This window comes from Arthrobacter zhaoguopingii (assembly GCF_009828595.1).
GTDB classification, from domain to species: domain Bacteria; phylum Actinomycetota; class Actinomycetes; order Actinomycetales; family Micrococcaceae; genus Arthrobacter_D; species Arthrobacter_D zhaoguopingii.
This window is the reverse complement of sequence record NZ_WPNY01000001.1, coordinates 156,739-176,904: the sequence shown is the minus strand read 5'-3', so window position 1 is coordinate 176,904 and position 20,166 is coordinate 156,739. Positions and strand designations below refer to the sequence as shown.

The 20,166-nt window shown below is 69.5% G+C and carries 16 protein-coding genes; 6 read left to right on the top strand and 10 right to left on the bottom strand.

Going from position 1 to position 20,166, the window contains the following annotated elements; genetic code table 11:
• Window positions 1-51: 51 nt before the first annotated feature.
• A complete protein-coding gene (locus GVV86_RS00820) occupies window positions 52-903 on the top strand; it encodes a glycosyltransferase family 2 protein (protein WP_246669829.1) in 852 nt (283 codons plus the stop codon).
• A 1-nt stretch (window position 904) separates the two neighbouring features.
• On the top strand, window positions 905-1,903 hold the full coding sequence (locus GVV86_RS00815) for a glycosyltransferase family 2 protein (RefSeq protein WP_159800858.1): 999 nt from the start codon (window positions 905-907) through the stop codon (window positions 1,901-1,903).
• A 141-nt stretch (window positions 1,904-2,044) separates the two neighbouring features.
• On the opposite strand, the gene htpX is transcribed toward GVV86_RS00815, so the two are convergent.
• The 3 genes from htpX to GVV86_RS00800 all read right to left on the bottom strand — a co-directional run bounded on the left by htpX (window position 2,045) and on the right by GVV86_RS00800 (window position 5,094).
• Window positions 2,045-2,926, bottom strand: a complete 882-nt coding sequence (gene htpX / locus GVV86_RS00810) for a zinc metalloprotease HtpX (protein ID WP_159617749.1) — start codon at window positions 2,924-2,926, stop codon at window positions 2,045-2,047.
• Window positions 2,927-3,042: 116 nt separating this feature from the next.
• Entirely contained in the window at window positions 3,043-4,323 is a 1,281-nt protein-coding gene (locus tag GVV86_RS00805; RefSeq protein WP_159617750.1) for an MFS transporter, read from the bottom strand.
• Between the two features lie 78 nt (window positions 4,324-4,401).
• Entirely contained in the window at window positions 4,402-5,094 is a 693-nt protein-coding gene (locus GVV86_RS00800) for an esterase/lipase family protein (protein WP_159800856.1), read from the bottom strand.
• Window positions 5,095-5,185: 91 nt separating this feature from the next.
• Between GVV86_RS00800 and GVV86_RS00795 the strand changes: the two genes are divergently transcribed.
• Entirely contained in the window at window positions 5,186-5,692 is a 507-nt protein-coding gene (locus GVV86_RS00795) for a Fur family transcriptional regulator (RefSeq protein ID WP_159800854.1), read from the top strand.
• Window positions 5,689-7,176 (top strand): catalase, encoded by a 1,488-nt coding sequence (locus GVV86_RS00790; RefSeq protein WP_159800852.1) that lies wholly within the window; start codon window positions 5,689-5,691, stop codon window positions 7,174-7,176. Before GVV86_RS00795 ends, GVV86_RS00790 begins: the two co-directional genes overlap by 4 nt.
• A 98-nt stretch (window positions 7,177-7,274) precedes the next feature.
• Here the strand turns inward: GVV86_RS00790 and GVV86_RS00785 are convergent, their stop codons facing one another.
• From GVV86_RS00785 to GVV86_RS00775, 3 genes are all read right to left on the bottom strand, one after another.
• Window positions 7,275-8,798, bottom strand: a complete 1,524-nt coding sequence (locus GVV86_RS00785) for an amino acid permease (protein WP_159800850.1) — start codon at window positions 8,796-8,798, stop codon at window positions 7,275-7,277.
• Between the two features lie 262 nt (window positions 8,799-9,060).
• Window positions 9,061-11,607: an MMPL family transporter gene (locus GVV86_RS00780; protein WP_159800848.1), complete on the bottom strand. Its 2,547-nt coding sequence runs from the start codon at window positions 11,605-11,607 to the stop codon at window positions 9,061-9,063.
• A 75-nt stretch (window positions 11,608-11,682) separates the two neighbouring features.
• Window positions 11,683-12,321 carry a TetR/AcrR family transcriptional regulator gene (locus GVV86_RS00775; protein WP_159800846.1) on the bottom strand — a complete coding sequence of 213 codons (639 nt, stop codon included), beginning with the start codon at window positions 12,319-12,321 and terminating at the stop codon, window positions 11,683-11,685.
• 126 nt (window positions 12,322-12,447) lie between these two features.
• Between GVV86_RS00775 and GVV86_RS00770 the strand changes: the two genes are divergently transcribed.
• Entirely contained in the window at window positions 12,448-13,422 is a 975-nt protein-coding gene (locus GVV86_RS00770) for an aldo/keto reductase (RefSeq protein ID WP_159800844.1), read from the top strand.
• A gap of 45 nt (window positions 13,423-13,467) precedes the next feature.
• Here GVV86_RS00770 and GVV86_RS00765 read toward each other — a convergent pair whose 3' ends face one another.
• On the bottom strand, window positions 13,468-15,189 hold the full coding sequence (locus GVV86_RS00765) for an amidase (RefSeq protein ID WP_159800842.1): 1,722 nt from the start codon (window positions 15,187-15,189) through the stop codon (window positions 13,468-13,470).
• Window positions 15,189-16,232, bottom strand: a complete 1,044-nt coding sequence (locus GVV86_RS00760) for an agmatine deiminase family protein (protein ID WP_159800840.1) — start codon at window positions 16,230-16,232, stop codon at window positions 15,189-15,191. The genes GVV86_RS00765 and GVV86_RS00760 overlap by 1 nt, the downstream gene beginning before the upstream one ends.
• Before the next feature lie 134 nt (window positions 16,233-16,366).
• Between GVV86_RS00760 and GVV86_RS00755 the strand changes: the two genes are divergently transcribed.
• Window positions 16,367-17,008 (top strand): TetR/AcrR family transcriptional regulator, encoded by a 642-nt coding sequence (locus tag GVV86_RS00755; RefSeq protein ID WP_159800838.1) that lies wholly within the window; start codon window positions 16,367-16,369, stop codon window positions 17,006-17,008.
• Between the two features lie 50 nt (window positions 17,009-17,058).
• Here the strand turns inward: GVV86_RS00755 and pntB are convergent, their stop codons facing one another.
• Window positions 17,059-18,537, bottom strand: coding sequence for a Re/Si-specific NAD(P)(+) transhydrogenase subunit beta (gene pntB / locus GVV86_RS00750; protein ID WP_246199714.1), 1,479 nt, complete (start codon window positions 18,535-18,537; stop codon window positions 17,059-17,061).
• 32 nt (window positions 18,538-18,569) lie between these two features.
• Window positions 18,570-20,126, bottom strand: coding sequence for a Re/Si-specific NAD(P)(+) transhydrogenase subunit alpha (locus GVV86_RS00745; RefSeq protein ID WP_159800836.1), 1,557 nt, complete (start codon window positions 20,124-20,126; stop codon window positions 18,570-18,572).
• Window positions 20,127-20,166: the final 40 nt, after the last annotated feature.

Below are 20,166 nucleotides of genomic sequence, written 5' to 3'. Positions count from 1 at the left end.
CCCCATGGCCGCCGGCCAGACACAACCGTTCGCTTGCAAAGTGGTGAGATCGTGACTATCCCGTACCCCGGCCCCAACTCGTTATCCAACCGCACCGCGCCATCCCCGACGGCCTCGGTCAGCGTGGTGATACCGACCCTGAACGAGGAAATGAACCTCCCATGGGTGCTTCGCCGCATGCCGTCCTACGTGGACGAGGTCGTCATCGTCGACGGCCGGTCAAAGGACCACACGGTCGATGTGGCCCGGGCGCTTCGCGTCGACGTCCTGGTTGTGTCCGAACCCCGTGCCGGCAAGGGCTGCGCCCTCCGGGCCGGGTTCGCGGCGGCCTCAGGCGACATCATCGTCATGCTCGACGCCGACGGAAGCATGGACCCGCAGGAGATCGGCTGGTTCGTCTCTCCGCTGCAGCACGACTTCGATTTCGTCAAAGGCTCCCGGCATGTGACCGGAGGCGGCTCCGAGGACCTGACCTGGCTGCGGCGGGCCGGAAACCATGCCCTGACCGGGCTGGCCAACGTGGTCCTGCACAGCAACTACTCGGACCTCTGCTACGGCTACATCGCCTTCCGGCGGGAGTGCCTTGAGGTCCTGCAGCTGGAATCCGAGGGATTCGAGATCGAGACGGAACTGATCGTTAAGGCGGCGCGGGGAGGACTTCGTATCGCAGAGGTTCCAAGCATGGAATTCAACCGGATTTCGGGCGCCTCGAATCTGCAGACGTTCCGTGATGGGTGGAGGGTGCTGCGCACCCTCGCACGGGAGTGCGCGGCCTGGGACGCACCCACCGGCGGGGCCCGCCCCGAAGCGCTCCGGCGGGTGAAATACACCTATCCCAGCGTCCGTCACTCACGGACTCCAACCGATCCCCGTAGCGTGCTTACCCTCGCGGAAGGTGCCTGATATGTCGCCCACTGGAGTACGCCCCACGGTTTCCGTGGTCATCTGTTCCTACACCCAGGAGCGGCTGAAGCTCATGACCCGTGTCGTCGAGTCGGTACGGGCCCAAACGGTGCCCCTGCAGCAGATCATTATCGTCGTCGACCACAACAAGAACCTCTATAAGCACCTCATTGCGAATTTCAGTGCCGTGACGATTGTGGAGAGCACCGGCCAGCCCGGGCTGGCCGGTGCGCGCAACACCGGAATCGCCCACGCGACGTCGGACATTGTTGCGTTCCTCGACGACGACGCCGAGGCGGCCCCGAACTGGATTGAACGCCTGATCTCGTTCTACGACGATCCCGATGTGCTCGCCGTGGGCGGGCACGTCGACCCAGTCTGGGAAGCGGGCCGTCCCGGATACTTCAGCGAGGAACTCGACTGGATCGTGGGATGCAGCCACCGGGGCCTGCCGCGGATGGCGACCGAAGTCCGCAACCTGATCGGTGCGAACATGTCTTTCCGGCGGGAAATCCTCGAGCATGTCGGCGGTTTCAACCAGGACCTCGGCCGGCAGACCCTCAAGCCACTCGGCTGCGAGGAGACGGAAATCTGCATCCGGGCCACCATCGCCTCCCCGGGCTCCCGCATCGTCTACGATCCGACCGCCGTGGTCCATCACCACGTCCCCGCCACCAGGGGAACCTTCCGGTACATGGCGGCACGAGCCTGGTCAGAAGGGCTCTCCAAGGCCCAGGTGAGCCATCTTGTGGGCCACAAACGCGCCCTGAGGTCCGAACGGCACTATGTCCGGAGGATCCTTCCCCGCGCCGTCCTGTCCGGACTGCGGGATTGGGGCACAGGCAAGGACAGCGCCGGGTTGGGCCGCGCGGGAGCCGTCGTCGCAGTGCTTGGCATCACCACCGGAGGATATCTCCGGGGACGTCAGCTCGCCCATCTCGCCCGCACCCGCCCGGCCGAGCCAGTACCTGCCGCTGCCGAATGGCGAACCGTCCAGTGAGGGCTTAAGCTCTCTGCCACCGGCGCCGGCGGGAGCCGTTCCGGCCGGATGCCGGCAAGTGCGCCGTCCGCCCCGGAAGACGGCGGCGCCGTCCGCCCCGGAAGACGGCGGCGTGGTCCGCCGGTTGCACCGCGGCCGAGGTCAGCGGCCGAGGGGCCGGCCGGCCATTCCTTCGAGCCGCGCGATCCGCTGGGGCATCGGCGGATGGCTCGCGAAGAGGCGCTGCACTCCCCCGCCCCGGAAGGGATTGGCGATCATCAGGTGCGAGGTATTGACGAGCCGCTGGTCCTGCGGAAGCGGTGCCCGCTGCGTCCCCATCTCCAGCTTGCGCAACGCCGAGGCCAGCGCCAGCGGGTCGCCGGTCAGGCGCGCGCCGTCCTCGTCGGCGTCGTACTCGCGGGTCCGGCCGATCGCCATCTGAATGAGCCCGGCCGCCATCGGGGCGAGGAAGGCCAGCAGCAGCGCGGCGATCGGATTCCCGCCGGAACTGCGGTTCCCGCCCATCAGGCCGGTGAAGGCGAACATCTGCGCCAGCGAGGTGATCACCCCGGCGACGGCGGCGGCGACGGAGCCGGTGAGGATGTCGCGGTTGTAGACGTGCATGAGCTCGTGCCCGAGCACCCCGCGCAGCTCGCGCTCATTGAGCAGCTGCAGGATGCCCTGGGTGCAGCACACCGCGGCGTTCTGCGGATTCCTGCCGGTGGCGAAGGCGTTGGGCGCAAGGGTCGGTGAGATGTAGAGCCGCGGCATGGGCTGGTTCGCCCGCGCACTGAGCTCGCGCACGATCCGGTACATCGCCGGCGCCTGCTGCTCGCTCACTTCGACCGCGCGCATGCTGCGGATCGCCAGCTTGTCGCTGTTCCAGTAGCTGTAGGCCACAGAGCCGACCCCGATGAGGGCGAAGATCAGCAGGAAGGACGAGTTCCGGGTGGCACCCGCGATCACCGCACCGAAGAGCAGAAACAGTCCCATGAGCGAGCCGAACAACAGCGCGGTCTTGGCTCCGTTGAAGTGTCTGTGCACTGTACGGCATCTCCTTCGAAGGGTCTTGTCTAGGAAGAACGGGCGGGCGCGGCGCCGTGTTCCACCGATCCTACGGCCGCCCGGAGTGGACGGTCGAAGCGGCACGCGCCGCGGTTTCAGGCCTGCGGGTTACGCGAATCGTACTGGGCGAAACGGGGCTGCCACTTCGCCAGCAGCCCCACGAGGGCGATGCACAGCAGGCCGCCGATCACCGGCGTCCAGCCTTCCCCCAGCCACTCGGCGCCGCCGCCGGCGACCATGTCGCCCAGGCGCGGGCCTCCGGCGACGACGACGATGAAGACGCCCTGCAGCCGCCCGCGCATCGCATCGGGGGTGGCGGACTGCAGGATGGTGCTGCGGAACACCGAACTGACCGAGTCGGAGATGCCGGCGAGGACGAGGCAGAGCGCGGCGGGGATGATCCAGGGCGTCACCGCACCGCCGGCACCGGGTCCGGTGGCTCCGGCCGCGACGACCACGAGGCCGAAGGCGCTCACCGAGGCGCCCCAGCCCACAATGGACCACAGCACGGCCAGGCCTTGGCGGTGGATCCGGCCGAGCGGGCCGGAGAACAGTCCCGCCAGCACCGAGCCGAACGCCACGGCCGCGAGCAGGATGCCCACGGTAAATTCGCCGCCGCCGATCAGGACCGCGCCGATGGCCGGCAGCAGCGCCCGCGGCTGGGACAGGATCATGGCGGCGAGGTCGACGAGGAAGGTCATGCGGATGTTCGGGCGGGTGCCCAGGAATCTGAACCCCTCGAGCACCGAGGACAGCCCCGCCCGCCGGGTTGGTCCCTCGGGCGGCATGGGCGGGAGGCTGAACATGGCCCAGAGCGCCGCGGTGAAGGTGACGGCGTCGATCGTGTAGGTCCAGGCGTAGCCGACCTGTGCCACCAGAACGCCTGCGAGCAGCGGTCCCACCGTGAAAGCCAGGCCGAAGGTGAGCATGCTCAGCGCATTGGCCGCGGGCAGGAGTTCGGGCCGCACGAGCCGCGGAATGATCGAACTGCGGGTGGGCTGGTTGACCCCTGCCGCGCCGCTCTGCACCGCGACCAGGAGGTACAGCAGCCAGACGTTGTTGAGGCCGGCCCAGGCCTGCGCGGCGATGGCGATGGTCGTCAGCCACAGGGCGAGTCCGGAGAACAGCGCCACCGTCCGTCGGTCGTGGGCGTCGGCGATCGCGCCGCCGTACAGCCCGGCCACCACCAGCGGCACCAGCGCGAAGAGTCCAAGCAGGCCCACGCTCAGGCTTGAGGCGGTCAGGGCATAGACCTGGAGGCTGACGGCCACCAGGGTGAGCTGGGTGCCGGTGGCGGAGAGGGTCGTGCCGATGTAGAGCCGGCGGAAGGCCCTGCTCTCCTTCAGTGGCGTGAGGTCGGCGAGGAGTTTGGGCACTACAAAAGTGTAGCCGCGATGTGGTTCGCACCGGCAACTACCGCCGCCGGGCCTGTCCGGAGGTTACGCCCGGCGGTGCTACTCGGCGGCGGCGATCGCCTCGTCGACCCCCTTGAGCACCCGGCGGTCCGCGATCGGCCGGAAGTGGCCCATGGTCTCGAGCTGGATATTGCGCGCCCCCTTAAGGAAACTGCCGCCGGGGATGTGCGGGTCGAAACGCCCGTAGATCGAGGTGATGCGGGAATTGACCTCGAGGTTGCTCCCGAGCGAGACCAGGGTGCGGTTCCGGGGAGCGAAGGCCCGGATGCTCGGCAGGACGAAGAAGTTAGCGTAGACCGAGCCCGAGAAGGGGGTGTTGATGGCGACGAGCCGGCTGACGCGGGTTCCGGGCAGGGTCATCAGGTACTTGCCGATCAGTCCGCCCTTGCTGTGGGCGACGATGACGACGTCGCGCAGGTCGCGCTCCTCGATGTATTCGGCGGCCAGCGCCGCCATCGCCGGCACGGAGCCGCGGTTGTAGCCGAGCTTTTCCACGACGTGCACCGGATGCCCGGCCCGGTGCAGATGGGCGGCGACCGGGCGCATGAACTGCCACGGCTCGTAGACGCCCGGGATCAGCAGCACCGGCAGCTTCGCCGGGCCCTGGGCGGACTCCGGCCCCGCAACGAGGTACCGCGCCGGGTCGTCGCGCACGAGGAGTCCGTGAAGCTGCCAGAAGCCGACGTACGCATAATCGAGTGTCCAGGCCCACGCCCGCCGCAACAGATCCATCGTCCCACCGTACCCAGCCAGACCCCTCGACGGGACGCAAGTTAGACGGACCTTATTATGAATCCCTCAGAATTAGTGGTTGACTCCCTCCATGACCGACACCGCTCCGCATCCCACCGCGCGCGAGGCGCAGTGGTCGCAGGAGCTGCGCGGCCACGGACGCCGGGTGACCCGGCAGCGCCTCGCCGTCCTTACCGCCGTCGAGCGTTCCCCCCATGCGACCGCCGACGACGCCGCCGCGGACGTGCGCCAGGAACTGCCGCACATCGCCGTGCAGTCGGTGTACGTCATCCTCGCCGACCTCACGGCCCTGGGCCTGCTGCGCCGCATCGAGACCCCCCACTCCCCCGCCCGGTACGAGACCCGGGTCGGTGACAACCACCACCACGCGGTGTGCACGGGCTGCGGACGGATCGAGGACGTGGAATGCGCCGTCGGCCACGCCCCGTGCCTGACCCCGCAGTGGTCCCCCGGTTCGGCCGGGATGACCATCCAGATCGCCGACGTCCTCTACCAGGGGTTGTGCGGCGACTGCCGCGCCCCCGCCACCGGCCCAACGATTTACCCCAGCAGCACCACAGAAACAGGAGCACAGTGAACGCCAACTTCAGCACTACGCAGTCCGGGGCGCCCGTCGTCGATGACAGCAACTCCTCGGCGGTCGGCCGCGACGGAGCGATCCCGCTGACCGACCACTACCTGATCGAGAAGCTCGCCCAGTTCAACAGGGAGCGCGTCCCCGAGCGCGTCGTCCACGCCAAGGGCGGCGGCGCCTTCGGTGTCTTCGAAACCACCGAGGACGTCAGCATGTACACCAAGGCAGCGCTGTTCCAGACGGGCGCCGTCACCGAGACGCTGCTGCGCTTCTCTTCGGTCGCCGGCGAGCAGGGCTCCCCCGACACCTGGCGCGACCCCCGCGGCTTCGCCCTGAAGTTCTACACCTCCGAGGGCAACTACGACCTCGTGGGCAACAACACGCCCGTCTTCTTCATCCGCGACGGCATCAAGTTCCCGGACTTCATCCACTCGCAGAAGCGCCTCCCCGGCACGAATCTGCGCGACGCGGACATGCAGTGGGACTTCTGGACCCTGAGCCCGGAATCCGCGCACCAGGTGACCTGGCTGATGGGCGACCGCGGCCTGCCCGCTTCCTGGCGCACCATGAACGGCTACGGGTCGCACACCTACATGTGGATCAATGAGGCCGGCGAGAAGTTCTGGGTCAAGTACCACTTCAAGTCCAACCAGGGCCACGAGACCCTTACCGTGGACGAGGCCGAGTCGCTGGCCGGCTCGGACGCCGACCACCACCTGCGCGACCTCGCCGAGAACATCGCCAAGGGCAACCACCCGAGCTGGGACCTCAAGGTCCAGGTCATGCCCTACGACGACGCGAAGGACTACCGGTTCAACCCGTTCGACCTCACGAAGGTCTGGCCACAGGGCGACTACCCGCTGATCCCGGTCGGGAAGCTCACCCTGAACCGCAACCCGGAGAACTACTTCGCGCAGATCGAGCAGGCGACCTTCGCGCCGTCAAACTTCGTGCCGGGCATCGCCGCCAGCCCCGACCGCATGCTGCAGGCTCGCATCTTCTCCTACGCCGATGCGCACCGCTACCGTGTGGGCACCAACCACGCCCAGCTGCCGGTGAACATGCCCAAGAGCGAGGTGCGCAACTACTCCAAGGACGGCGCGGGCCGGTACCACTTCAACTCCGCCTCCACCCCGGTGTACGCGCCGAACTCGGTGGGCGGCCCCGCGGCCGACCCGGCGATCTACGGTCCGCACGGCGGCTGGGAGAATGACGGCGAGCTCGTGCGCGCCGCCCACACCCTGCACGCCGAGGACGACGACTTCGGCCAGGCCGGCACGCTCTACCGCGAAGTCTTCGACGACGCGGCCCGGGCCCGGTTCCTTGAGACGATCACCGGCGCCGTCGGCGGCGTGGTCAGCTCCGAGATCCGCGAGCGGGCCATCCAGTACTGGACCAACGTCGACGCCGACCTCGGTGCCAAACTGCGGGCCAACCTCGGCTCCGGCGAAACCCCGGCGTCGGAGTCGGAAGCGGCCCTGTACTAGGAGCCCGTCCGCGCCGTACGCGCCAGAAAACGACGAACGCACCCGGTTTTCCGGGTGCGTTCGTCGTTTCGGGGTGCGTCCGTCGTGACCGGAGGCGGTCAGCGCGTCCCGGCGCCAACCATCTCGTTGGCGTCCGGCCCGGCCTGGCCCGCCGGGGTCTTCGCGTTGAGCTGGGAGTGGCGGTAGCCGTATGCGAAGTAGATGGCGAATCCGGCGACCAGCCACACGGCGAAGAACACCCAGGTGATCGTGGCGAGGTTGAGCATCAGGTAGATGCACAGCAGTGCCGACGCGATCGGAATGATCTTGCCGAATGGCACCCGGAACGCCGGCAACAGGTCAGGTCGCTTGCGCCGCAGCACGAGGATGCCGACGCTGACCATGATGAAGGCGGAGAGGGTACCGATGTTGATCATCTCTGCGAGGATCTCGACCTGGGTGAACCCCGCGAGCAGGGCGACGACGACGCCGCAGAGGATCTGCGTGCGCGCCGGCGTGCCGCGCTTCTCGGAGGTGCGGCTCAGGAAGCGGGGCATGAGGCCGTCGCGGCTGAGGGCGAAGACCACCCGGGCCAGGCCCATGAGCAGCACCATGATGACGGTGGTCAGGCCGATGAGGCTGCCGATCGAGATGACCCCGGCGGCCCAGTCGGCGCCGACGAGCTGGAAGGCCGTGGCCAGGGACGGGGCGCCCGACTCGCCGAGCTCGGTGTGGGAGACCATGCCGGTGACCACGAGGGTCACGAGGATGTAGAGCACCGTGACGACGGCGAGGCCGGCGAAGATGCCCCGCGGCAGGGTCCGGCTCGGGTTCTTGACCTCTTCGGCCGAGGTCGCGACGACGTCGAACCCGATGAAGGCGAAGAAGACCAGCGCGGCGCCGGAGATGATTCCGGTGAAGCCGAACGCCGACGGGGTGGCTCCGGAGAGGAAGGACAGGAAGGGCTGGTCGGCCCACTTGGCCTCGGCGTCGGCCGGCGGCTGGGATTCCGGCACGAACGGCGTGTAGTTCTCCGGGCTGACGTAGAAGAACCCGACGACGATGACGAACAGGACGATCGCGATCTTAATGACGGTAAAGACGCTGTTCACGCGGGCCGAGAGCTTGGTGCCCAGCACCAGCACAGCGGTGAAGATGGCGACGATCAGCAGCGGCCCCCAGTAGAGGGGAAGCCCGAAGAAGCTGATCTCCGAGGGCACGTCGAGGTTGAGCACCGCGAACAGGTCGCTGAGGTAGATTCCCCAGAACTTCGCGATGACGGCCGCGGCCATGAGGAGCTCGAGGATGAGGTTCCAGCCGATCACCCAGGCGACGAGTTCGCCCATGGTGGCGTAGGTGAAGACATACGCGCTGCCGGCCACGGGGATCGCAGTGGCGAACTCGGCGTAGCACATGATGGCCAGCGCGCAGGTGATCGCGGCGAGTACGAAGGAGATGGTAACGGCCGGTCCGGCGTTGAACGCCGCCGCCTGGGCCCCGACGGAGAAGATCCCCGCGCCCACTGCTACGGCAACGCCCATGATCATGAGGTCCCACGTGTTCAGGGAACGCTTGAGCCTGCGCCCCTTTTCGTCTGAGTCTGCTATCGACTGCTCAATCGATTTTGTGCGCAAAAGGTTCAATGGCCTGCATCTTTCACAGAAGGGGGCGGCAGTCAAGGGAAAACTGCCCAGACAAGCGTATTGAGGTCCAGCGGCTGGGATGGAATTCGTCCACATGGTGAGATGGTTAACGGGGGCCACCATGTGGTCGCCTGGAGAGCATTCGGAGACCGTCCACGACGCCGAAAGCGGCCGCTACATACTAAAACGACCGCCGCGCCGGATATATCCGGTGCGGCGGTCGCTTTCGGGCCCTTCGGCCGCGAAGGAGTGCGCCCGGCGGTCAGCCCGCTGCCGGCACGGCCTCCCGCTGCGGCTCGGGCCGCGGGCTGAGCTTCGCGCCCTCGACGTCGACGTCGGGCAGGATGCGGTCGAGCCAGCGCGGCAGCCACCAGGCCTTCCGGCCCAGCAGGTACATCGCGGCGGGCACGAGGGTCATGCGCACCACGAAGGCGTCGAGGAGCACGCCGAAGGCCAGCCCGAAACCGATCGGCCGGACCATGGTGAGGTGGGAGAACACGAAGCCGGCGAACACCGACACCATGATGATCGCCGCGGCCGTCACCACCCGTGCGCCGTGGCTGAAGCCGACCCGCACCGCGGCCCGGGCGCTACCGCCGTGGACGTACGCCTCGCGCATCCCCGAGACGAGGAACATCTGGTAGTCCATGGCGAGGCCGAACAGCACCCCGATCAGGATGATGGGCAGGAAGCTCAGGATCGGCCCGGGGTTGGTTACGCCGAAGAGGTCACCGAACCAGCCCCACTGGTAGATCGCCACGGTCGCCCCGAAGCTCGCAAGCAGGGAGAGCAGGAACCCCGCGGTGGCGATGAGCGGCACGAGCACCGAGCGGAACACCAGCAGGAGCAGGATCAGCGACAGCCCGACGACGATGCCCAGGTACAGCGGCATGGCCTCCATCAGCCGGGCCGAGACATCGATGTTCGCGGCCGTTTGGCCTGTCACCGACACGGAGACGCCGGTCGTGTCCTCGATGCCGTCGGAGGAGGCGCGCAGGGTGCGGACGAGGTCCTCGGTGGATTCGCTGGCCGGCCCCTCCTCCGGGAGCACCTGGAAAACGGCGGTGCGCCCGTCGGCGCTCACCGAGGCGGGGATTGAGGCGGCGACGTCCGGGATGTCCGCCAGCAGGTCGTTGACGTCGAGCTGCAGTTCGGCCAGGTCGGCCGCGCTGTCGGTCGCGGGCATCGCCCCGACGACGATCAGCGGCCCGTTGGCGCCCTCGCCGAACTTCTCGTCGACGGTGCTGTAGGCCTGGAAGGCGGTGGAGTCGGCGGGTTCGGATCCGCCGTCGGGCAGGCCGACCCGCAGCTGGGCGGCGGGCACGGCGATGGCGCCGAGCAGCAGGATGCCGGCCACGAGGGTGAGTGCGGGCCTGCGGGTGACGAGGCCGCCCCAGCCGCGGCCGCGCTCGGCCCGCCGGTCCTGGTCCCGCTGCTCCTCCTCCGAAGAGGTTCCGCCGGACCGGCGGGCATGGCGGGCCCACGCCCGCGCGGAGATGAGCCGGGTGCCGAGAACGGCGAGCAGCGCGGGGGTGAGGGTCAGGGCCACGAGCACCGAGACGGCGACAGTTCCCGCGGCGGACAGGCCCATGACGGTGAGGAACGGCAGGCCGGGCACGGCGAGCGCTGCCAGTGCCACCACGACGGTGAGCCCGGCGAAAAGCACGGCGTTGCCGGCGGTGCCCGTGGCCCGGCCGACCGACTCCTCAAGGCCCATCCCGTGCAGGAGCTGCGTGCGGTGCCGGTTCACGATGAACAGGGAGTAGTCGATGCCCACGGCCAGGCCCAGCATCAGCGCCAGGACCGGGGAGATGCTGTTCATCTCGATGATTCCGGACAGGGCGAAGGTGATGCCCACGCCGACGCCGACGCCGATCACGGCCATCAGGAGCGGCAGGCCGGCGGCGACGAGCGTACCGAGCATGAGGATCAGGACCAGGGCGGCGACGAGCAGGCCGATGATCTCGGCGTAGCCGAAGATCTCGGAGACGTCTTCGACGATGTCCTTGCTGTAGTCCACGGTGACGCCGCCGCCGGCGGCGGTTGCGGCTTCCTCCTGCACCGCTTCGCGCAGCTCCGGGGACACGGCGTTGATGGACTTCTCGAACTGCACGCTGGCGACGGCGGCGGAGCGGTCGTCGGCCACCAGCCGGACACCGGAGGAGGCCTCAAGGCGGCGTTCGGCCAGTTCGAGTTTGGTCCGTCCCTGTTCGAGCTCGGCGGCGCTGCCCTCAAGCTCGGCCCGGCCGGCGTCGAGGCGCTCCTGCCCCGCGGCCAGCTGGGCCCGGGCGGCCTCCAGCGCAGGAGCAGGCAGGGAGGGCGCGTTCTGGGCGAGCTGGCCGCGCTGGGCGTCGAGCTCCCGCTGGCCCTGCTCAAGCCTGGCCCGGCCGGCCTCGAGCTGCTCCTCACCGGAGGCGAGTTCGGCCCTGCCGGTCTCGAGTTCGGCCCTTCCGCCTTCGAGCTGCTCCGTCACGGCGAAGGGGTCGACGACCGACCTCACGCCGTCGAGGCCGGCGACGCCGGCGAGGGCCTCCCGGACCGCGGACTCCTGGTCCGGGGTGAAGGCCGCGCCGTTCTCGGTCCGGAAGACGACGGTCCCGGTGCCTCCGACGGCCTCGGGCAGTTCGCGCCGCAGCTGGTCCGCGACGCGCTGGGACTCGGTGCCGGGGATGGAGAAGTTGTTGGTGAGGGTGCCGGAGAAGAAGACGGCGGAGGCCCCCACGGCCACCATGATGGTCAGCCAGGCGGAGACGACCCACCACCGCCTGCGGTAGGCGAACTTGCCGAGCCGGTAGAGCAGAAATGCCATGGGAAGTGTCCTTGGGTGACGGAGGTGGGGTGAGGAGGTTGGGTGGCGGAGGTGGGTGGGGTCGGCGGGTGCTGATCAGGCGGGGTGTGCGAAGCCGTCCCGGAGCATTGAGAGGGCCAGCACCATGCGTTCCTCGAGGGCGGCCCCGGCATCCCCGTGCCGGTCGGGGTCGTCGGCGGCCCAGTCGTGCATCGCCGCCTTGGCGCAGGAGAGCACCGAACCGACGAGGGCGCTGACATAGAGGGGGGACGCGCCGCCCTGGAGGTGGTGGGTGACGGCCTCGATGATCCGGGTTTCCGCCCGTTCCCAGGCGTGCAGCTGGGCCCGCAGCAGCTCCGGGCTGCCTGCGGCCATCCGGAAGAGCTCTCCATGCACCGCGAGGTCCTGGACCTTGGCGGTGGCGGCGAGCGCGGCGATCATGGCGTCGAGCAGCGGCTCCCCCGCCGGGCGCCGGGAGAAGCTGGAGATCGCGAGTTCGAGGAAGGATTCGGTGCTGACGTTCAGGGCTTCCTCGGCACTGTGGAAGTAGTTGAAGAAGGTGCGCCGGGAGACCCCGGCCCGGGCCGCGATCTGGTCCACGGTGAACGATCCGGCCCCCTTGCTGCGGGCCAGGGTGAGCGCGGCCTCGGCGATCGCCCGGCGGGTGTCGATCTTGTTCTGTTCCCGACGCCCCACAGGCTCCAGGGGCTCCGCCGCGTCCTCTACCGTTTGCACGCTTCGAGGCTACGCCAAAATTTGCACACTGTGCAAGAAATATTCCGGCGGAAGACAGGCGGACAGGAGACCGGGCCCGCCGCACCGGTCTAGGCTTGCCCGAAAACCTCACCGAAAGGCGTTGAGATGAAGCACCTCACCCTGGGACAGGACCTTGAGGTCTCGCGGCTGGGCCTCGGTTGCATGGGAATGTCGGCTTTCTACACCGGCAGCGGCAGCGACGACGATGCCGCCGTGCGGACTCTCCACCGGGCGCTCGAGCTGGGCATCACCTTCTTCGACACGGCCGAGATCTATGGTCCCTACACGAACGAGGAACTGCTGGGCCGCGCTTTCGCCGACCGGCGGGATCAGGTGGTGATCGCCACCAAGTTCGGCGTCATCCGCCACACCGCCTCGGGCGAGCGGGGCCTCGACGGCAGCCCGGCGAACGTGCGCCTGGCCGTCGAGGGGTCGCTGCGGCGCCTCCGCACCGACTACATCGACCTCTACTACCAGCACCGGATGGACCCCGCCGTGCCCGTCGAGGAGACCATGGGCGCCCTGGCCGACCTCGTAGCGCAGGGGAAGATCCGGCATATCGGCCTTTCCGAGGCGGCCCCGGCCACTCTCCGCCGCGCCCACGCCGTGCACCCCGTGACGGCGCTGCAGACCGAATACTCCCTGTGGACCCGCGACCCCGAGCAGGAGGTCCTCCCGCTGGTGCGAGAACTCGGAATCGGGTTCGTTCCGTACTCGCCACTGGGCCGCGGATTCCTTACCGGGACCATCCGCAGCCTCGACCAGCTCGACGAGGCGGACGTCCGGCGCTACAACCCGCGTTTCGCGGGGGACAATCTCGAAGCGAACATCCGGATCGTCGAACAGGTCGATGCCGTGGCAAAAAAGCTCGGAGCGACCCCCGGGCAGGTGGTCCTCGCCTGGCTGCTCGCCCAGGGCGGTGACCTCGCACCCATTCCGGGCACCCGCAGGATCGAGCACCTCGAGGAGAACATCGCCGCCGAGGCCCTCGAGCTCTCAGGCGATCACCTCGCCGCGCTCAGCGCCGTCGCTGCTCCGGTCGGGGACCGGTACGCGGATATGTCGACGGTGAACCGCTGACCCGCGGCCCCAGCCGGAGGTCGCGGCCGGGTCCCGCCGCCGGACTCAGCCCAGCGGCGGGGTCCTCGGCGGCGGGGTGCGGCGGCGGCCGGTCGCCTCGAAGGCGGCGGCGAGCCGCAGGAGGGCGGCGTCGTCGTAGGCCCGGCCGGCGAAGGTGAGGCCCACGGGCATGCCGGTGTCGGCCATCGTGCCCATTGGAACGGTCACGGTGGGGATGCCCAGGTGCCGCGGCACCAGGTTGCCGTTGGCGACCCAGACGCCGTTGCGCCACCCCAGGTCGGCCGAGGCCGGATTGACGTCCATGTCGGCCGGTCCGACGTCGGCGGCGGCGGGGAAGACCACGGCGTCGAGGCCGAGGCGCTCCATCCACTCCTCAAGGTCTAGGCGGCGGGTTTCCTCGAGCCCGCGCAAACCCTCGGCCAGGTGCGGGATCGCAAGGAATGACTCCACCGGGTGGTCGCGCACGCGCGCCGGATAGGTGGCGATGTCGTCGTCGAACCCGTCGTAGCGGTCCGGCAGCGCGCCCTCGGGGGCCGGGAAGATCGCCGCGCCGTCGACCGCCGCCAGGCTGTTGAGGGCCGGATCGCCGTTGGCCTTCAGGAAGTCATCCCACGCCCACGACGAGAGGTCGGTGATTTCGCGCTCAAGGTAGCCGGGGCTGACCAGTCCGCGGGTGGCGAGGGTGGGGGCGCCGGGGCGGTCACCCTCGTAGTTGGAGACCACGGGGAAGTCGACTTCCACCACCTCGGCGCCGGCGGCCTCGAGGTCGCGGCGGGCAGCCTCCCACAGGGCGATCACGGACGGGCGCGTCTCGATGCGCCGCCCGGTGGGCCCGCCGATGCCCGGGTTCTCCCCGGTGCCGGCCTCCGGATCGGCGTTGATGTACATGCGGGGCACCCCGAAGCGCCGGCCCTTCAACGCCGCCCGGGCGCCGTCGGCCCCTGCCGGGGCGAGCGCCGGGTAGGACGGCGGGCGCAGGGCCGACACGGGCGGGATCTCCACCCACGGCTGGGCCCGCCAGAAGTCACCGCGGGTCTCGGCGTCGTCGGCGACGATCACGTCGAGCAGTTCGAGCAGGTCGGCCATGGAACGGGTGTGCGGAACGACCACGTCCATGGTGGGGACCAGCGGCCAGTTGCCGCGCACCGAGATCACTCCCCGGGAGGGCGTGTAGGCGCACAGGGCGTTGTTTGAGGCCGGCGCCCGTCCACTGGACCAGGTTTCCTCGCCGAGGCCGAAGGCCGCGAAGCTCGCCGCGGTCGCCGTGCCCGAGCCGTTGGAGGACCCTGAAGCGAAGGCGGCGGGGAGGTAGTCGGCGTTGTAGGGGCTTTCGGCGCGCCCGTACAGTCCGCGCTGCATGCCGCCGTTGGCCATCGGGGGCATGTTGGTCAGCCCGATCAGGACCGCGCCGGCGCCCCGGAGGCGTTCGATGGTGAAGGCGTCGCGCTGGGCGGTCAGGTGTTCGAAGGCCGGGGAGCCGGCGGCTGCCGTGAGCCCCCTGGCCAGGTAGCTGTCCTTGGCGGTGTACGGGATGCCGTCCAGCGGTCCGAGCACGGCGCCGCGGGCCCTCCGTTCGTCGGAGGCCCGGGCGTCGTCAAGGGCTTGTGGGCTGGACACCACGACCGCGTTCAGCCGGGGGCCGCCCCGGTCGTACGCTTCGATCCGCGCGAGGTACGCCCGGGTCAGGTCCTCGCTGCTCGTCTCCCCGGCCTCCAGGGCGGAGCGGAGCTGCGCAAGAGAGGCCTCGACGACGTCGAACCGGGCCATCAGGCGTTCCCTCCGCGCAGTGCCGGCTGCTGCTGGGTGATGCAGTGGATGCCCCCGCCCCGGGCAAGGATCGGCCGGGCATCCACCGTCACCACCCGCCGTCCGGGGTAGGCCTCCGCGAGAATCTCCGCGGCCAGCGCGTCGGCCCGTTCTTCCCCGTAGCCGCAGGCGATCACCCCGCCGTTGACCACGAGGTGGTTGACGTAGCTCCAGTCGACGAACCCTTCCCCGTCGCGGAGGGTGGCAGGCGCCGGCAGCGGAACGATTTCGAAGGGCTTGCCTGCGGCGTCCGTCTGGGTCTCGAAGAAGGCCGACAGGGTGCGGCTGACCTCGAAGTCGGGGTGCCCGGGGTCGGACTGGAGGTGCAGCAGGACCCGGCCGGGTGAGGGCAGGGTGGCGACCATGTCGATGTGTCCGCGGGTGCCGAGGTCCTCGTAGTCGCGGGTGAGGCCGCGGGGCACCCAGATGGTCTTCGTGGCGCCGATCGTGCGCGCCAGCTCCGCCTCAACGCGGGCCTTGTCCGCGTACGGGTTCCGGCCCGGATCCAGCTGGACCGTCTCGGTGACGAGGACCGTTCCGGCGCCGTCGACATGGATTGCCCCGCCCTCGTTGACCAGCATCGAGCTGATGAGCTCGGCGCCGCTCTGCGCTGCGACCACGCGGGCCATTTCCGCGCTCTTCTCCCACTCGGACCAGGCGGGGGCGCCCCAGCCGTTGAAGGTCCAGTCCACCGCGCCGAGGACGCCGGGGCGCTCGTCGTCGAGCACGAAGGTCGGCCCGACGTCGCGCATCCAGAACTCATCGAGGGGAACCTCGTGGAGCTCAATGCCGCTGCCGAGCAGGTTCCGGGCGCGCACCATTTCGCTGGGGTCGACCGCCATGGTGACCGGTTCGAACTCCGCGACCGCGTGCGCGACGGCGGTCCACGCCGCGTAGGCTTCGGCCGCCGACGCGGCGTCCGCGCCGAGCGTCAGCCCCGCCCGGGGGAAGGCCATCCAGGTGCGTTCGTGGGGTGCGGTCTCGGCCGGCATCCTCCAGGCCATTCGCGGCTCCTTCATCCCGTGCGGCCGTCCGGCACCGGGGCCGGAGGGCCCTCGGCGGTTCTGCGGCGGCACTGCACATCCTGTTATTGATCAAGCGATCAATAGAGTTGCAAACTACTTTAGACTAAAGCGTGATGTCAAGCACTCCCCCGAAGCGCGCGGCCCGGAAAGCACCGTCCGAGCGCGCCGCCGAAATCGCCGAAGCCGCCCGCGAACTGGCCCTGGAGCGGGGCCTTGCCGCGATCACGCTGCGCAGTGTGGCCGCGCGGGTGGGCGTGGCCTCCGGCCTCGTCGCGCACTACCAGCCCAACGTCGACGCGCTGGTGGCGGACACCTTCGCCACCATCGTCGCGGCCGAAACGGCGGAGGTCGCCGCCCTGCTGGCCCGGCTCCCTGAGCCGCCGCAGCGTCTCGCCCTGCTCCTGGACACGCTGCTAGACGGGGCGCGCCTGGACGTGACGGCGGTCTGGGTTGAGGCCTGGACTCTCGGCCGCCGCAACGAGGCCCTCGCGGCCAGCGTGCGCGTCCAGATGGACGCCTGGCAGGCGGTGCTGCAGGACGTCGTCGAGGCGGGAATCGCGGCCGGGCAGTTCGAGACCCCGGACGCGGAGTCCGTCGCCTGGCAGATCCTGGGCATGATCGACGGCCTGAACGCCCAGGCGCTGGTGCGCTGGGACGGGGTCACCGACCGCGGCGTGCACCTGGCCCGCGCAGTCGAGGGCATGGTCGGGGCAGCGCGCGGCTCACTGGTCCCCGGCGGCCTCCCGCAGCCCTGATCCCGGCGCGGCAGCGGCCCGGCCGGCGGGCCCGGCCCGTGGACCCAGGATCAGTGCTGGCCGGGTGCGGTTGAGCCGGCCAGCGGGGACGGCAGGGAGTCCTCCGGAAGGCTGCGGAGAATGTCCTCGACGCGTTGTTTGGCGTCGCCGAAGAGCATGGAGGAGTTGTCGCGGAAGAACAGGGGGTTCTGCACGCCGGCGTAGCCTGCTGCCATTGAGCGCTTGAAGACGACGACATGGTCCGCTTCCCAGACCCGCAGCACGGGCATGCCCGCGATGGGGCTGCCGGGGTCCTCGGCCGCGGCCGGGTTCACGGTGTCGTTGGCCCCGATCACGAGGACCACCGAGGTCCCGTCGAAGTCGTTGTTGATCTCGTCCATCTCCAGCACAATGTCGTAGGGGACCCGGGCCTCGGCGAGCAGGACGTTCATGTGTCCGGGCAGGCGCCCGGCGACCGGGTGGATGCCGAATCGGACGTCCACCCCGCGGGCGCGCAGCTGGTGGGCGAGTTCGGCCACGGGGTACTGGGCCTGGGCCACTGCCATGCCGTACCCGGGGGTGATCACCACACGTGAGGCGTCGAGGAGCAGCTCGGCGGTCTGCGCGGCCGTGATTTCGCGGTACTCACCCTGCTCGGCGTCCATTGTTGCAGGTGGTGCGATGCCGAAGCCGCCGGCGATCACGGAGATGAACGAACGGTTCATCGCCCGGCACATGATGTAGGAAAGGTAGGCGCCGGAGGATCCGACCAGGGCGCCGGTGATGATGAGCAGGTCGTTGTTGAGCAGGAAACCCGCCGCGGCCGCGGCCCACCCGGAGTAGCTGTTGAGCATCGAAACGACGACGGGCATGTCTCCGCCCCCGATGGACGCCACGAGGTGCCAGCCCAGCCCGAAGGCAAGCAACGTGACAGCGATGAGCAGCTCCAGCCGGGAGTCGTTGACGTACCAGACGGTCAGGGCGACGAACGCGGCGAGGGCGCCGAGGTTGATGGCGTTCTTCCCCGGCAGCATCAGCGGGGCGGACTTCATCCGGGCCGAAAGTTTGAGGAACGCGACGATCGACCCGGTGAACGTCACCGCCCCGATGAACACGCCGATGAACACCTCGGCATGGTGAACCGCCATCAGATCCCCGGCCAGGGCGGGCGCCTGGAGGTGCCCGTTCCAGCCGACCAGGACCGCAGCGAGGCCGACGAAGCTGTGGAGCAGGGCGATGAGTTCAGGCATGCCGGTCATTTCCACCACGCGGGCGCGCCAGAGCCCGATGCCGCCGCCGACCAGGACGGCGGCGGCGAGCAGGACCAGGCCGGTCGAGCCCCGCGCCGTGCCCAGGACACCGCCCAGGGTCAGCCAGATGGTGGCCGCCAGCGCAAGCGCCATGCCGGCGATGCCGTAGAGCACTCCGGCCCGGGCCTTCTCATGCCTGCTCAGTCCGGCAAGGCTGAGGATGAACAGCAGGGCCGCGACGAGATAGGCCGCACCGGCAACGGACTCTGCGGTGAACGGCCCGGAAACAGCATTCGACACGTCTACACTCCTCGATAGTGCTGCTCCCGGGGTCATGGTCGTGACCGATCGCCGCGGGCGAACATTCCGAGCATGCGCCGGGTGACGGCGAAACCGCCGAAGATGTTGATGCTCGCCAGCAGGACCGCGGCGGCGGCGAGGACCTGCACCAGGGGGTCGCTCGAGGTGACCTGGAGCAGCGCCCCGATCACGATGATTCCCGAAATGGCGTTGGTGACCGACATCAGCGGTGTGTGAAGCGCGTGATGGACCTTCCCGATCACATAGAAGCCCACCACGACCGAGAGCATCAGCACCGTGAAGTGCTGCGGCAGCGGCGCCGGCGCCACTGCGTTGACCAGGAACAGCACCGCGATGCCCGCAGCGAGAAGGCCGGCCTTGCCGGCAGCGCTGAGCCCCGGCTTCGCCGCAGCGGGTGTGGCAGCGGTTCCCTCGGCCCGGGCGGTCTGAGCCGGCGCCGCAGAGACCTGGACCGGTGGCGGCGGCCAGGTCTTCTCCCCGTTCCGCACCACGGTGACCGAGCGCTGCACCACGTCGTCGAAGTCGATTTCCAGCTGCCCGTCCTTGTCCTTGGTCAGGAGCCGCAGCAGGTTCAAAAGGTTCGTCCCGTACAGCTGGGAGGCCTGCGCCGGCAGGCGGGCCGGGAGATCCGTGTAGCCCAGGATCACCACGCCGTTGTCCGTGACCACCCGTTCCCCGGCGACCGAGCCCTCGACGTTCCCGCCCTGCCCGGCCGCCATGTCGACGATCACGCTGCCTGGACGCATGCCCGCCACATCCGCCGCCGTGAGCAGCCTCGGCGCGGGACGTCCGGGGATAAGCGCGGTGGTGATGATGATGTCCACATCGCGGGCCTGGTCGGTGTAGATTTCGGCCGCCCGGGCGTTGTAGGCATCGCTGGTGGCCCTGGCATACCCGTCGGAAGACGTCATTTCCTCGCCGACCTCGACCGGGAGGTAGGTTCCGCCGATGGACTTCACCTGGTCTGCCACCTCGGGCCGCGGGTCCGTTGCGCGCACGATCGCGCCGAGGCTGCTTGCGGCTCCGATCGCGGAGAGGCCCGCCACACCGGCTCCGGCGACGAGCACCTTGGCCGGCGGCACCTTACCCGCTGCCGTCACCTGCCCGGTGAAGAACCGGCCGAACTCGTGTGCGGCCTCGATGACCGCCCGGTAGCCGGCGATATTCGCCATCGAACTGAGGACATCCATGGACTGCGCCCGGGAGATCCGCGGCACCGCATCCAGGGCGAGCGCGGTGATCGGCCGCCCCGCCAGGGCCTCCACCAGCGCCGGCCGCAGGCCCGGACTCAGCATGCCAATCAGGGTTGCGCCCCCGGCCAGCCGATGGATCTCGTCCGCGGTGGGCGGGGTCACCTTCAGCACCACCTCGCTGCCCCATGCATCGTTGGCGCCCACGATGAGGGCACCGGCTTCGGCGTACGCGTCATCCCGGAACGAGGCCGACTCCCCCGCGCCCTTCTCAACGACGACGTCGTAGCCCAGTTCCAGCAGCTGCCTCACCGTGGCAGGCGTTGCCGCCACCCGGGTCTCCTGGCCCATTTCGGCCACGATGCCAATACGTGTCACGTCTCTCCTCGCGCAGTGTTGAGGGAAGTGTAAGGCCGGA